The sequence below is a fragment of the Leptospira sp. B5-022 genome, from assembly GCF_000347035.1.
In the GTDB taxonomy this organism is placed as follows: domain Bacteria; phylum Spirochaetota; class Leptospiria; order Leptospirales; family Leptospiraceae; genus Leptospira_B; species Leptospira_B cinconiae.
The window spans coordinates 88,033-102,811 of the sequence record NZ_ANIJ01000010.1 but is presented as its reverse complement, the minus strand read 5'-3'; the positions used below and the strand labels follow the sequence as shown (position 1 = coordinate 102,811).

Genomic DNA, 14,779 nt, shown 5'->3' with positions numbered 1-14,779 from the left:
TCTTATTTACTTAAATATACGCCTAAAAACACGGCGGTGATACAGATCGTTGTGCTAAGTACTATGTATGCAAAAAAACTAAAATAGCTTCCTGATTGCAAAAGTTTAAGATTTTCTAAGGCGAAAGCGGAGAAGGTCGTAAATCCTCCGCAAAATCCTACTGTCGCAAATAGTCTGACTTCTTCCGAAATTTTTCCCTGAGCTAATCCGTAAAACACCCCGATCAACAGAGAGCCTAAGATGTTTACTACAAATGTGGAGATCGGAAAAAGACCGGAATCTTTAGGGAACGTTTGGGAGATCATGTATCTGCAAACGGATCCGAAAAACCCTCCTAACCCTACGAGCAAAAGATTCATTTTGTATTATCTTCGTATAATATTTGCAGTCCCCGTAAGGTAAGTAGGGGTTCTATCTTATCGAAAATTTTTGGATTTGCGGCATGAATGGTCGTCACAAGCCCTCCGGTTCCGATTACCTTGTAATCGTTTCCGTAAGCTGCTCTGACTTCTTTGATTATACCTTCTAACAGTCCTATCCATCCGAAAAAAAATCCCGCTTGTATGGATTCTATAGTAGAATCTCCTAATATTTTAGAAGGAGCTTGGAATACGATCGGAGGCAATTGTGCGGTATTTCTGGTCAAGGCGTCCATAGAACCTTTGAGCCCCGGTGCGATCACGCCACCCAAATAATCGGGAGTATCATCCACAACACAGAATGTGGTGGCGGTTCCTAGATCAATGATGATCGATTTTCCCGGATGGTCCTTTACTGCGGCTGCAGCATTTACCAATCTATCTGCGCCTATCTCGAATGGTCTGGCATATTTGATCCCAAAAGGTAACTTCATTTGGTATTGGACTCTGATCGGTTCTATCTGAAACCAATCGTGGATCATTCTTTCAATGATCGGATTCAGCTGAGGGACAACCGAGGAGTAGATACCTCCCGCGATCAGGCTGCTATCAATTTCGAATTCTCGGAGAAAACCCTTAAGGTAAAGTCCCATCTCGTCGGAGGTTCTATCTCTTCGAGTGACTGTTCTCTTATGAAAAATCGGCTCCTTGGAACCGTTCTTATAAATACCAAAGACCGTGTTGGTATTTCCAACGTCGATTACTAGGATCATTCTATTCCAAGGACCTAAAATCCTCAGGGCTGTCAATGAATTCGACCATGTTTCCGACCGAGGTCCGGGCTAATAATTTTCCCTCATCATTCACTCCCAGTAGTGTTGCGGTTTTTTGTTCTCCGCCTTCGGTCCAGGCAATGGTTTCTCCTTTCCAGAGAAGTTTTTCATTTATAAATTCTGTTCTTTTTTCTCCGCTTGAAATTGCGAGTACTGCATCGTTCAACAGAGGAAGTAATGTTTCTAAAAATCGACTCTTTCGTCCTTTTTCGTTTTGATCGATTGTGATAAATCCCGCATCACCTAGATAATCCGGAATTTTAGTACCGTACAGATTGGCCCCTATGCCTAAGATCCAATCCCAAACTTCTCCTTCTTTTTCCGTCTCGATCAATATACCGCAGACTTTTTTTCCATTTAAATAAATATCGTTCGGCCATTTGATCCTAAGATCTTTTTTACTGGCAGAAGGGTATACGGCCAAAATCGTCTTTGCGACTGCGATCCCAACGTATAAGGAGAATAGACCGGGAGACGATAGGTTGGAATCGGAAGAGAATTTGCCCGAAAAAATAAAAGGTTCTTCTCCTAAAATACTCCAGGTTTTTCCCTTTCTTCCCCTTCCGGACGATTGAAAATCCGCTAGGATCCAGGACCCAGCCGGGAATTCCTTTCCTTTTAGGATGGTATTTGTGGAACCTGCTTCCGAGAGAAAGATTCCTTTTTCGGGATCCAATAATTGAAACGACATGAGTTCTGTTTAGTACCTTTTTACGATCCTTCGGACAAGAAAAAATCTGGCACTTGTGCGAAAAAGACAGGTCCTATAGCTATACAAAAATCCCTCCCAATAAATACAGAAAGAAAGAGGTTCCTTTGAAGCTTTCCGAGGTTTCTATTCGCAATCCGATTTTTGCATGGATGATGATGGCAGCGATCATTCTGCTGGGAAGTATCGGCTTTTCCCGTATGGGTCTTTCTCAGATGCCGGACGTGGATTTTCCCATCGTAAACGTTACTCTGAATTTGACCGGAGCGAATGCTCAGGTCATGGAGACCGATGTTGTAGATCCAATCGAAGAAGTTTTGATGACAGTCCAAGGTGTGGTAGAAGTCCGTTCGGTCTCTACGGACGGTTCTGCCACAATCACGGTTGAGCTGGAGCTCAAACGTGATGTCGATGTTGCCGTTCAAGAGATCCAAACGAACATCGCGCAGGTGAGCAACAAACTTCCGGACAATCTGGATCCAGCAATCATTATGAAGTCCAATCCGGACGATCAGCCGATTATTTGGATTACGTTGACCGCTACTAACAGAAGCGAACAAGAGAAGATGGTCTTCGTTAAGACTAGGCTTAAGGATAAATTCCAAGAAATTCCAGGAGTAGGCGAAATCATTCTGGGCGGGTACGTAGACCGCACTATCAACGTATTCTTGGATCCGATCCGTCTTTACAGGGCGGAACTTACGGTAACCGATATAATCAATACTTTAACGGAACAGAATATTGAAGTCCCGTCCGGAAGGGTGCAAAATAAAATTTCGGAAGTTTCTTTAAGAGCGGTGGGCGATGTTCCAACTGTAGAACAATTTTCTAATATATATATCAACTCCAGAAGCGGAGCCGCGATGTTCCGTCCTATCCGTTTGAGGGAAGTCGCCAAGGTCGAAGACGGTCTCGATGAGATTAGGAGGATTTCCAGATTTAACGGAGTATCCTCAGTTGGCCTAGGGATAAAAAAGGTCAAAGGAGCAAACGCCGTAGAAGTCGGAGACTTGGTGAAGGCCAAGTTAGAGGAGCTTAAACCGACTCTTCCTTCCGGATTCGAACTGAATATTTCCAATGATAATACCACTTTTATCAGGGACTCAGTTCATGAATTAATTTTTACTTTGATACTTTCTTCCCTGCTTACGGGAATTGTTTGTAGATTGTTCTTGGGAAATTGGAGTAGTACTTGGAACGTTCTTCTTGCGATACCTACCTCCGTGATGGGAACTTTTTTAATCCTGTATTTTGCAGGTTTTACATTAAATACATTCACATTGCTCGGTCTTTCTTTAGCGACGGGTATTGTAGTGGATGATGCAATCATGGTGCTCGAAAATATCAGTAGGCATAGGGAATCGGGTAAAACTTGGTTCCAGGCTGCATTAGATGGCGCGTCCGAGATCAGATTCGCTGCGTTAGCTGCTACACTGGCGATCATTGCGATTTTCCTACCGGTTGCGTTTATGTCCGGGATTATCGGTCGTTACTTCTTGGAATTCGGTGTTACTGTTTCCGTAGCGGTGGCTCTTTCTCTTTTTGAAGCTTTGAGTTTTACCCCGATGAGAGCTTCTCGTTATAGAGAAAGTAAAGAAGCCCAGAAAAAACAAAGATCCAAATCACCATTTACTCTGCCTGCGGATACTCTTTTTTCTAAACTAAAAAATATCGCGGATCGTTTTTCCTTTTTCAAACGAATGGATCCTGTGATAGAGAATTTTCTTCAATTCTCCGAGAGAGTTTACGGAAGAGTTTTAGAATTTGTAATTCGTAAACCGGGAACAGTGATTGTTTCTTCTATTCTGTTTTTTGCATTGTCCCTCGTCTTTTTGTTCTTACTGAAGAAGGAGTTCATTCCTCCTCAAGACATGGGAAGATTTATTGTCCGAGCTAAAATGCCGATCGGTTCTTCTATCATACGCACGGACGAAGCAATGAAGAAGGTGGAGAATTATCTCAGCTCTCGTCCGATTGTGGAAAAATACATGAGCAATGTGGGCGGAATGGGAGGAACAGAATCCAATACGGGTATGTTCTTTGTTACCATGAAGGAGATGGGCAAACGTCCTAAGAGCAAAAAGACCGGAAGAGAGATCACTCAATCGGAAGTGTTGAGCGAGTTCCGAAAGGATTTGAAAGAGCTTGTGCCTGAGGCAAAATTCTCCGTCCAAGATCTTTCTCAAAGAGGTTTTAGCGCGGGAAGAGGATATCCTGTCGAGTTGGTGTTGACAGGTCCCGATTGGGCTACACTAGCAAAACTTTCCGACTCTATCCGAGAAAAATTAGATTCTTCTAAAATAATTTTGGATATAGATACCGATTATGTTTCCGGACAACCGAAGTGAAAATTCTCCCGAACAGAGAGGCCGCTGCGCTTCGTGGTGTGAGTATGGCAAATATCGGTAATACGATCGGGCCTCTGATGGGAGGACGTAACGTAAGTCGTTTCACGGAGAATGGGAGGAGTTTCGACGTCCGAGTTAAGATCGATAAGGACATGGGAGAAAATACGGACATCATTCCGAATATCGGAGTTCGGAATACCTACGGAGAGATCGTTCGTCTCAAAGACGTTTTAGTGCTTCAGGCAACCAACACTCTCAAAAATATCACCAGAGTGAACCGAGATAGGTCCATTAAAATTTTCGGAAATCCTCCTAAAGAAAAGGGACAGAATTGGGCGACGACTGAAGCCATCCGGATCGCAAGAGAAATGCTTCCGGAAGGTTATCATGTGGAAGTGACAGGTTCCGCAAAAACCGCATCCGAATCGCAATCCAGTTTGTCAGGCGCTTTGATCTTAGGGATCGTAATGTCGTTTATGATCTTGGCGAGTCAGTTCAATAGTTTAAAACAGCCTTTCTATATTCTTCTTTCCATGCCTTTTAGTTTTTCGGGTGCGTTAATCGCTCTTTGGATAGCGGGGCAGTCTTTCAATATGTATAGTTTTATAGGATTGATCCTGCTCTTGGGACTTGTGAAGAAGAACTCCATTCTTCTGGTGGAATTTGTGAATCATGTCAGAGGCGAAGGGAAGAATATTGCGGATGCGATCCGGGTCGGTTGTCCTGTCCGTTTGAGGCCGGTACTTATGACAACATTCTCTTCGATTGCGGCTGCTATTCCTCCCGCCTTGGCCTTGGGGCCTGGAGCGGAAACAAGGGTACCGATGGCGATCACCATTTTAGGCGGTTTGATCGTTTCCACCTTGATCACCTTGGTGGTCGTTCCTGCCGCTTATTATCTTATGGAAAATGAGAAAGATGAAGTACGTAGATACTCTTAAGAATTATAAAAAAATAATATTCTCTATTCTTGCCTGTTTTCTCTTTTGGGAATGCGCTTCCAGTCCGGAAGTAAAAGTCGCAGACGGAGTGGTGGAAGAAAGTCTGAAAAATATTACGGGGATCACTACCCAGGATGTGGAAAAAACGGTCGCGAAAGAAACTTTCGGCTTGGACGATCTTTATATTCTAGCAGTAGAAAGAACGGAAAGGATTGCCTTAAAAAACGAGGCAACCGAGCAGGCTTTAGCACAGAAGGACAAGGCTTTCGCGGGTTTTATGCCGACTCTTTCTTACGTTTTCAACAAGTTCTATTCGATCCCGGGTCATACACAACAACCTTCTATAGTAGACAACTATAGAACATATCGTGCAATCCAAAGCGGGGATCCGCTGAGTTTATTACCTTCTTCTACCTCGGGTAGTAATCTTCCTCCTACGGTTGGGGCGGGTTCTCGCTTACTATTGAGCATTCCGATCTCCGCTGGACTTTCTTCGTACCAAGATTACAGAGCCTCCAAAAGTTTGGCAGAGCAGAGAAGATTAGAAGCGAAACATGAAGCGGGCAGAATGTATTTGGAAATCGCTCAGGCTTACTTCAACTTTTTGCAATTGGAAGAAAGTGTAAAAATTTCCCAAGAGGCCTACGAGTTGAACCAAGACTCTTTGCAGGAAAGAAAAAGAATGTATGCAGTCGGAAGGATCATGAGATCCGATCTTTTGAATTCGGAAACGAGTCTTTCCAATGCGGAGGCCGTTCTTGCGGATGCGAAATTCCAATTGGAACAAGTGCGAATCACATTGGCCACAATGGTCGGTTATGATAAACCGATCTCGGTGGCAGGATTCAAAGCGGAACTAGAACCGATCCCCACAGGTATGCAACCTGAAGAATATTTAGCAAAAAGATACGATGTTCTTTCCGCCCATCAAAGTGTTAAGGTGGCCGAAGCACAAAAGGATAAGGCCTGGGTGGGTTTTGCTCCTACAATCGCATTAAATAATTTTTATTCTTTTCCTTATCCCGGACAAACACATTCTAAAGATATCACAGCCCAGTTGCAGATCACGATGCCTTTAACCCCGTTCTCCCAAATGGCGGATCTAAAAGCGGCCGACTCCGCTAAAAAACTGGCAAAATTAACCGCTTCGCAAACCAGAAGGACCGCCACACAGGAAATTAGGAACGCTTTTGAAAGTTTTAAGAATTCCCAAAAGATATTGGCGATCTACCAAAAAGCATTTGTATCCGCTCAAGAAACTTCCCAGAGCCAGGCCAGCGGTTATCGTTCCGGTAGAAACAGTAGGATAGAAGCGATCGCTTCCAGGATCGCGATGTTAAACTCGGAGATTACATACCGTAAGATGTTACACCAACATTCTTTGAATCGTATCGCTCTTGGAGTTGCGATCGGAGAAATTCCGCATCTTCCTGGAGAAAAGAAGGAAGAATAAACAAACGACCGACGATTGCCGGCCGTTGAAATTTTTATACGGCCGCCGCGGCTTGGCGATTCGCTCTTTCTAGACGTAATAAATTTCCTTCCGCGATCGCTAAGGAATCTATATTATAATCTTGTGAATGTTTAGTTCTTTGTTTTTTCAGATCCCCATCCACATGATTTAGCGATTTCTCTAGTAACATTCCGGCTACAAATCTTGCTGCGATCTCCACAGTTTCGAAAGCTAATTCGTCTTTTGTAAAACCGTCTCCTATCGATTTGTAAGAATGAACCGCCTGTTCCAATTTTTCCCAAAGAGATCTTAGATCGGTAGAGGGAGAAAATTTGGACATTTCTTCTTCTGCATAAGCTCTTAGATGTCCGCTCGCTGCCATTCCGGAAACCACTCCTCCGATTGCTGCTACGATCTGCAATTGAGTGGTTCCTTCGTAGATTGTGGTAATTCTACTGTCCCTGTAGATCCTTGCCACATCGTAATCTTCGGTGTAACCGCTTCCTCCGTGGATTTGGATTGCGTCGGAAGCAAGCGCCACACAACCTTCGGAGGCGTAATATTTACTCATAGGAGTGAATAAGTCTGCAAGTTTTTCCCAACGACGGATTGTCTCGTCTTGGTTCACATCTCTTTCGTTCTTACCTTCTTCTTTGAGCATTCTTTCTTTTTTCCAATGATACAGATCGATAGCTCTTCCCGTTTCGGAAACAAGACATCTTGTGGCTAAAATTTCTCTTTCCATCTTGTCCAAAATTTTTCGGACCGCAGGGATCTTCTCTATCGGTTTGCCGAATTGAATCCTTTCCGAGGCGTATTTTTTTGCTTCGAAATATGCGGCAGTCCCGATCCCTAAAGATTGGGTTGCGATTGTAAGCCTTGCAGCATTCATCATCCCCATGGAATATTTTACGAGACCATAGCCGGTTTTTCCGATAAGTAGTCCCGGAGAATTTTCAAAAACCACTTCGCAGGTAGGAGAACAATGTAATCCCATTTTATGTTCTATCCCCGCGACATGAACGTCCTTCCCTTGTACTAAGAAGAAAGACAATCCTCTAGCTCCGCTTTCGGGGCTTCCGGTCCTAGCTAAAGTAAGAATTACGGATGGAGAATCCACATAACCGCAGGCATGAGTGATAAAACGTTTTGCTCCGTTAATTCTCCAAGTTCCGTCAGGATCTTGGGTCGCCCTAGTTTGCACATTAGGTAGATCGGAACCGTAATTAGGTTCAGTTAAAGCCATGGCCGCGCTGAATTTTCCTGCGGCGATCTGAGGCAGCCATTCGTTGCACATTTCGTCGGAAGCATATCTTTCCATGATCTCGACTATATTAATATTTCCGTATGCTAGACAAAATGCCGCATCCGCTCTGGCAGCAATCTCGCACATCATGGATTGAACGATCGCTGGCAGGCCCAAACCTCCGTACTTTCTGGAGATGGAAATAGGCATAAGCCCCGCATCCTTTAAGGTTTTATAACATTCTTCTTGTGCTTTCGGGAATGTGACCTTGCCGTTCTCGTATTTTAACCCTGTTTGGTCCATTTCTTTACTACGAGGAGCAACAAAGTCCCCCATAATTTCTCCTAAAGCATCCAGAGTAGATCTATAATAATCTACTGCTTCCTGCAAATTAGAAGGTGCATATGCATATCTTTCGTCGTTAGTCTCTTTATATTTGGCGGCGTCATGGAAGTCGCCTTCGTATGCCGCTACAATCTCTTTCCAATCTATAAGATTATCAAAATGAGTTTGTAAGTCGGTGTTATCCTGGAAATAGTTTCCCTGAATCATTTGTATTCTCCCTGTCGCTTAGAGGTCTTTAGGTGTACTGCTTTCTTAAGCTCGTGTCAAGTATTACCTGATTACTTCTTTTTTAGAATATAGACTTTGGTTTGTAATGCGAACAAAGGAGGAGAACCGAACAGGTGTTTGGAATATTGTTTACACTTTACAACTCGAGCAATACAATAATTTAACTTATAAAGTAACCTTTTTCATTGGGAATTCGAAGTTTCCGGTGAGGGATAGAAACTATGGGTCGACTCGGATTATGGATCGGTTTTATATTTTTATTGGGAAACTTTCTATTGGGATGTTCCGAATCCGTAGGAGCTCCAAAAGAAAAGAAAGGGGGTAAGATGAAGTACGAAGTCCAGAAGTCGGAAGAAGAATGGAAAAAAGTCCTAAGTCCGGAACAATACCGGATCATTAGAGAGAAAGGGACAGAAAGAGCGTTTACCGGAGAATATTATTATAATAAGGAAAAAGGAAAATACCTTTGCGCTGCGTGTGGCGCCGAGTTATTCAGCTCAGATACTAAATACGAATCGGGAAGCGGCTGGCCTTCTTTTTATAAACCTGCTGCGGACAAGTCCGTCCTATCCGAAACGGATACAAGTCATGGAATGACACGGACGGAAGTGCTCTGCTCCAGATGTGGAGGGCATTTAGGGCATGTTTTCCCCGATGGCCCGGAGCCTACCGGGCTTAGATACTGTATCAATTCAGCATCTTTAAAATTTAAAAAAGATTAATATTCAAAGGAAAGTATGACTCCCGTACAAAACAGATTAGGCGAAATATTCCGAAACCTACATTCAAAGGATATCTTTGTGATGCCTAACGCTTGGGATGCGGGTAGCGCTCGTATGTTGGCGGGGGCGGGATATTCCGCGATCGGGACTACGAGTGCAGGTATCGCTTTTGCGGCCGGGCTACCCGATCACCAGATTATGAGTAAAGAAGACATGCTTTCAGAAGTAAAATCTATCGTGGACTCCGTCGGAATTCCGGTAAGCGCGGATCTGGAAGGAGGTTACGGGATCCAGCCTTCGCAAGTCGCTGAAACGGTAAAACAAGCGATCGGTATCGGAGTGGTCGGGTGTAATATAGAAGACCTGAGCGGCGATCCTTCTTCTCCTTTGTTGGATGTCAAACTTGCCACGGAAAGAATTCATGCGATCCGAAAGACTGCGGATCAAAGCGGTGTTCCATTTACTCTCACTGCAAGAACGGATGCCTTCTTAACGAATCATCCCAACGCCATGGAAGAAGCGATCGCTCGTTGTAATTCATATAAAGAAGCGGGAGCAGACTGTCTTTTTATACCCGGGATAGGAGATCCTCAAACGATAGGCACATTAGTACGTTCTATCAACGGTCCTCTAAATGTAGTCATGGGTTTAAGTCATAACCAACTTACTGTCGAGGAATTAAGATCTCTTGGGGTTCGGAGAATTAGTATAGGCGGAAGTCTTGCACGAGCCTGTTTTCATCTCATTCGTCAAGCTGCACTTGAAATAAAGAATTCAGGCAGTTTTACTTATGCGGATCATCAGTATTCTCATAAAGAATTATGCGATTTTTTTGCGGAATACGAGGCTAATACCAAATGACATTCTTTCACTTTCTATAGAGTGGAAGGACATAAAATTCTGTTTGCGCCTCGGGGCTGAGAATGGATTCTACCCTAGGGCGGGATTTTCGCCCGCGGTAGAAACCGAATGAAGAGAGACCATCTTACTTACCTTCCCGAAAAAGGGAATATCCGTCCCGTAATCGTACAACATTTAGCCGAGATCTATCACCATATATATTATTTTTTCTGTCATATCCTGGGGATCTTTATAGAACTTCCGGATCATACCGAAGGTTACAAAAGACCTATCGTATGTGTTTCCGGATTTTTAGGAAGAGGTCTGACTTGGGCTGCGATGCGTAAACATCTAATCTCTCTTGGACATCCGGTGTATGTGGTTCCACTTGGATTCCAGACGGGAAACATCCGCAAAAAAAGTAAGATACTCGAAAATTTCCTAATAGAGAAAAATATCAAAGATTGTTATTTGATCTGTCATTCCATGGGAGGACTGATCGCCGCCGGTTTGAGTTATAAAGGAAGAGACAGGGTTCGAAAAATTTTCGTGGTAGGGTCGCCTATGCACGGAACTTATATGGCTTACCTTGCTCCTATCTTTCCTTGCACCTGGCAAATGATGCCCGGTTCTAAATTAGTGAAGGAAGTAGTGGAAACTTATTCAAAATTTCATAATGTACAAGCCGTATTTACGAAGGGAGAAGGTATCGTCCGTCCTTGGGAAAGCGCAACCCTTGGCCATTTTGACGATGTTGAGATCCCGGAATACGGACATCTGAACTTATATTTAGGACCTCTTGGAATAGAGTGTTTAGGTTCCTTAGTGACTTCGGAAGAGAAGAAGGATCCGCTTCCCATCAAACAAAAACCGGTCGCCAAGGAAGATATAAAGAAGGAGTCCGTTGCATCCGCTCCTTCCAAAAAAACTTCTCCTAAAAAGCAAGCGGCTAAAAAAACAAGTCCTGCTAAAAAGAAAACGGCCAAGTCTTCCCCTAAAAAAGCAAAACCTAAGAAGAAACGTTAAACTTCTTTATAGTTTCGGCGGAAAATACGTAAGAGATTTACCGCCGGAGTCCCATTTCCTTGTTCCAGTCCCCCAAACAGTAATCGAATTTTTTTCGGAAGTAAAACTTGTGGTCCCATCCGGGAACACATTCACCTGGTATTTAGGAGTTTCCAAACGATACGTACCATTCTTAAAAAGATATACTCTTTCCTTTCTCGGAGATTGGAATACACCTTCTACCTTACCTTTCAGCGATTCTACCTTCAAAGAAAAAGGAATTCTAATATCAGGAATGGAGGAAGGATCAGTAATGTTTATCAACTCCGCAAGTTCTTCCGTTTTAAAAGAAGAAGCTTCCGAAAAAGCAAAAGGTAAAGTAATTGTTCCGATAATTTCCCATTCTAAAAATTTCGCAGGAAGATCTTTCGTTTCGGATCCCAAATAGCTCAGCAGATCCGACTGTAATTTGGAAACATTCGAATTGAGCACGGATCTTAATGCGGAATCGATACTTTCTCCCTCACAAGTTTTATCCCAAAGATCCCTGATTTTTGAATTCCCATACTTCTGAGAAATAAAATCCATTGCCAGAAATCCTGCTAGATAAGGATCTGATCTTTCCAGTTGTAACTTGCTCTTCTTTAGAATAAAATTTTCGTAATATTCTCTATACTTTGTACCTTTGTGTTTAGGCCAACCGAAATGGGCAATAAATTCTGCATGACCTTCTACAAGCCAAGCAGGCTGAGCGATAGGCGGTTGGTTTTTTCCGGTTCGGATTGCGCCACATCTGATCTGCTGCATATGATGAGTGATTTCATGATACACCATATAGGAGGGTTGGGTCGAATGTTGATACCTTTTGACCTCAGGATCCGGATCTTCCACGATCATATCCTTTTCGGGACTCGGATCACAAAAACTGATCCCGTAAATTCCGCCTCTACCACCGCTGCAAGCGATCCCGGCTAAATTATTGAATTCTCTGAAGGACTTCGTATCCTGAAAAAAAGCTACCAGGATCCTGGATGACGGTTTCAGATCGAAATCACTTTCCGCTTTTTTGAAAAAATCCGGAGTGGTTTTGGATTCGGTAAACGCATGAACAAAAAGAGAATTTTTAGGCTCGAACTCGAAAAGAAAACGATCTTTCTCTTCGGAAATATTTCCGTATCGTCCAGGTTTGGTAAATCGAAAGAATTTGTTCTCAGCTAGATTCTCATATAAATACTCCAATTTGCCGGATACTTCATAGAAAGAAGCTCTGATCTGTGAATTGTCCGGATAGATCAGGATTTTTTCGGATTGGCAGCTCGGGCATTTTTTAGGATAAGAATAGATCTTAACTCCTTCTTTTTCCAATGCCCATTCATCTGCGGATCTTTGGAGAAAGCTTGTGCCATCTTTCAGGTCCCATTTGTAAAATCCAGGACTCCATTGATACACCGTTCCGCCGTCAGGGCCGGTATAATATCCTGCTTTATTCGGAATTTTTAATACAAATTCTCGCCCGTTCGGAAAGTGGAATTTATCAAATTCTTCCCAATTGGACGGAGCGGTTTTCCGGCTGGATAAAATGAACTTGGGAATATCCGAGTTATATGCTAAATCCACTTTAGGCGCTTGGCCTTGCGTAAGAATTGGGGAAACGAAAATAAGAGTATAAACTATGATCTGAAAATTTTTTAACCTCACCGTGTTTCTCCCGTATTATTAAAGAAGAGGCGAAATGAACTAAGACTGGTCTTCCGATAAAACGATCAAAGAGTCGGATTCATGTAGCGAAAAATATTCTGACTTATCCGGGATCAAATATACTCCGTAACCCTTGGATTCGTCCGTTTCCTCCGAAACGATCCTAATCCCAAAACATGTCTCTTTTCTTTGTTGTGCTGCGTACATACAATCCGCAAAATTTACACGTTTAGGAAAATCCTCGAAATATAAGTAGGCAGGTTTAAGATAGATCTCACTTCCTTCCGGATCGAATAAACTTTCATAAACCCTCATAACATCGGGTTCTTGGGAAACCTGAGCCATCATCTTGGAAACGAATTGATTGGAGATCAGAAAGTCTTTCACTCCGGTTTCCAAAACTAATTCCGTATTTTCCGAATTCATGATCTCGGTGATAAGTTGTGTCTCGGCTTTTTTGCCTCCAGATAGTTGTTTTTTCTTAAAGTATTGGCGAAACCTTAACAATAGAGAAATTGTCCTGGCGTCCACTTCCTCGATATTCTCCTTCTCTTCCGCTAAGAATATTACGGAATCATACTGTTCCGGAGAAAGTTTTTCCAAAATACCTTCTTGGGAAAGGTTTGCTACCAACGATCTGAGTTTGATCTGGGGATATTTAGTTTTCAGTTTTGCAAGCGTTGTCTTAATCTCTTCGTTGGATTCGTTTATCAGAAGATCGATTTGGGAATCCGGAGAAGAGAATTTTGCATATTCGTCCACGATAATTTTACTTTTGGAATTCCACCCGATGATCAGTTGTTTGTCGATCGGCCTTGATAAACTGGTATTCGGATAAGATAGAGCTGCAGTAACGATCACAGGTTTATCATCGAATTTGATCTTAGAGTCGTCTTCGGCAAGAATGATCGCATCCTCTTCATTCTCCGGAAGATATTGCGGATCGGGATTTAAAACGATTTCCCCGCTGATCTTTCTAAAACCTAACGGAACCGATTCCTTAAATCTAAATGAAATTTCGGAATAGTTTAAACCTCTCCAACCGTTCTTAGGTTTATAAAAATAGATCTCATTTCCTTCAAAGCCGACTAAATTGGAATACACGATCGCAAGACCGGAAGTCCTGGATGTTTGGACAAGTAATTTGGAAAGAATACTTCTTTCGTCCATGACCTGTATGGATTCGGAAAGATCCGACGCAATATTCCGATTTTCTAATCCATGGAGTTCTGCTACGACGGGAGGAAGACCGAACTCTCCACTTAAAGCTACAAGAGCCATGATGGATTTTAAAACTTTCGCATCTCCTACGGATTTACCTTCTTCCGATTCTTCCGAACCTGCAGGATTTAGTATGATGATACTTTTCGCTTTTGACGCATTTACTTTTTTTAATGAATGAAGATGAGAAGGAAGTCCTGACCTGGTGATAATTTTTGTAGTCTTAGTATCTTCCAGATTTTCGGAAAGAAAATCATCCATTTCCTCCTTGTCTCGGTCGGCGAGTACTACAGCCGCTTTTCCCGATTCGGAAGAGTTAGCCTCTATCAATTCTTTTAATATTTCAATCGTTCGTATCCCGAATCCTAAAATCAATGTATGATCCGATTCTAGGACATCACTTTTACCTTTTCTGAGTTCTTGGATTTTTTGGTCGAATTGGTTCGTGATAAATGCAACTAAGCTGGAGAATAAGACTAAACCGGAAAATACGCTTAGTATTCCTACGAATTTATTGAACCAGTTGGATTCTCCGTCTTCTGCAACCGCTCCTGCATCGGAGATTTGTAAGAACACTCTCCATAAAAAATCACCAGATTCTTTAATGGATTCATCCGGAAACAAGAGTGCACCCAGTATTCGTATTAAAGATAAGAATACGAATGCTCCTAAGAATAGGGTCATTAGCGCCGCGAAGACGGAGCCTCCGCCTCTAGACATAAAATTATCGAAATGGTAGCGGAGCCTTTTGAAAAGACCTGGTTTCTCTTTCATGCGAGGTGAAGAGTTAAGTAATAATTATTTATTTCCAGCGGAAAAATGCAGGAAATT

General features: G+C 42.7%; 10 protein-coding genes and 1 pseudogene. 5 read left to right on the top strand and 6 right to left on the bottom strand.

Annotated elements, in window-relative coordinates; translation table 11 throughout:
* Window positions 1-2 precede the first annotated feature (2 nt).
* The 3 genes from crcB to LEP1GSC192_RS03865 are packed head-to-tail and all read right to left on the bottom strand — an operon-like array spanning window position 3 to window position 1,883.
* A complete protein-coding gene (gene crcB, locus LEP1GSC192_RS03875) occupies window positions 3-359 on the bottom strand; it encodes a fluoride efflux transporter CrcB (RefSeq protein ID WP_036088947.1) in 357 nt (118 codons plus the stop codon).
* The gene (locus LEP1GSC192_RS03870; RefSeq protein WP_020768650.1) at window positions 356-1,132 is read right to left on the bottom strand and encodes a type III pantothenate kinase; all 777 of its coding nucleotides are present in this window, start codon (window positions 1,130-1,132) and stop codon (window positions 356-358) included. The genes crcB and LEP1GSC192_RS03870 overlap by 4 nt, the downstream gene beginning before the upstream one ends.
* 1 nt (window position 1,133) lies before the next feature.
* Window positions 1,134-1,883, bottom strand: a complete 750-nt coding sequence (locus tag LEP1GSC192_RS03865) for a biotin--[acetyl-CoA-carboxylase] ligase (protein ID WP_020768558.1) — start codon at window positions 1,881-1,883, stop codon at window positions 1,134-1,136.
* Window positions 1,884-2,053: 170 nt separating this feature from the next.
* On the opposite strand from LEP1GSC192_RS03865, the pseudogene LEP1GSC192_RS03860 reads away from it, so the two are divergent.
* Together LEP1GSC192_RS03860 and LEP1GSC192_RS03855 are read left to right on the top strand one after the other, a co-directional pair.
* A pseudogene (locus LEP1GSC192_RS03860) lies at window positions 2,054-5,190 on the top strand (efflux RND transporter permease subunit).
* On the top strand, window positions 5,168-6,643 hold the full coding sequence (locus tag LEP1GSC192_RS03855) for a TolC family protein (protein ID WP_020768688.1): 1,476 nt from the start codon (window positions 5,168-5,170) through the stop codon (window positions 6,641-6,643). Before LEP1GSC192_RS03860 ends, LEP1GSC192_RS03855 begins: the two are co-directional and overlap by 23 nt.
* Window positions 6,644-6,677: 34 nt before the next feature.
* Here the strand turns inward: LEP1GSC192_RS03855 and LEP1GSC192_RS03850 are convergent, their stop codons facing one another.
* Window positions 6,678-8,441, bottom strand: a complete 1,764-nt coding sequence (locus LEP1GSC192_RS03850) for an acyl-CoA dehydrogenase family protein (RefSeq protein ID WP_020768551.1) — start codon at window positions 8,439-8,441, stop codon at window positions 6,678-6,680.
* A 347-nt stretch (window positions 8,442-8,788) separates the two neighbouring features.
* On the opposite strand from LEP1GSC192_RS03850, the gene msrB reads away from it, so the two are divergent.
* The 3 genes from msrB (at window position 8,789) to LEP1GSC192_RS03835 (ending at window position 11,050) form a co-directional block, all read left to right on the top strand.
* Window positions 8,789-9,184: a peptide-methionine (R)-S-oxide reductase MsrB gene (gene msrB, locus LEP1GSC192_RS03845; protein WP_036088999.1), complete on the top strand. Its 396-nt coding sequence runs from the start codon at window positions 8,789-8,791 to the stop codon at window positions 9,182-9,184.
* A 15-nt stretch (window positions 9,185-9,199) separates the two neighbouring features.
* Window positions 9,200-10,045 (top strand): isocitrate lyase/phosphoenolpyruvate mutase family protein, encoded by an 846-nt coding sequence (locus LEP1GSC192_RS03840; RefSeq protein ID WP_036088944.1) that lies wholly within the window; start codon window positions 9,200-9,202, stop codon window positions 10,043-10,045.
* A gap of 108 nt (window positions 10,046-10,153) precedes the next feature.
* A complete protein-coding gene (locus LEP1GSC192_RS03835; RefSeq protein WP_020768697.1) occupies window positions 10,154-11,050 on the top strand; it encodes a triacylglycerol lipase in 897 nt (298 codons plus the stop codon).
* 6 nt (window positions 11,051-11,056) lie between these two features.
* Here LEP1GSC192_RS03835 and LEP1GSC192_RS03830 read toward each other — a convergent pair whose 3' ends face one another.
* Entirely contained in the window at window positions 11,057-12,727 is a 1,671-nt protein-coding gene (locus LEP1GSC192_RS03830) for a DUF6055 domain-containing protein (RefSeq protein ID WP_020768529.1), read from the bottom strand.
* Window positions 12,728-12,766: 39 nt separating this feature from the next.
* A complete protein-coding gene (locus LEP1GSC192_RS03825) occupies window positions 12,767-14,668 on the bottom strand; it encodes a hypothetical protein (protein WP_020768572.1) in 1,902 nt (633 codons plus the stop codon).
* Between the last annotated feature and the right edge of the window lie 111 nt (window positions 14,669-14,779).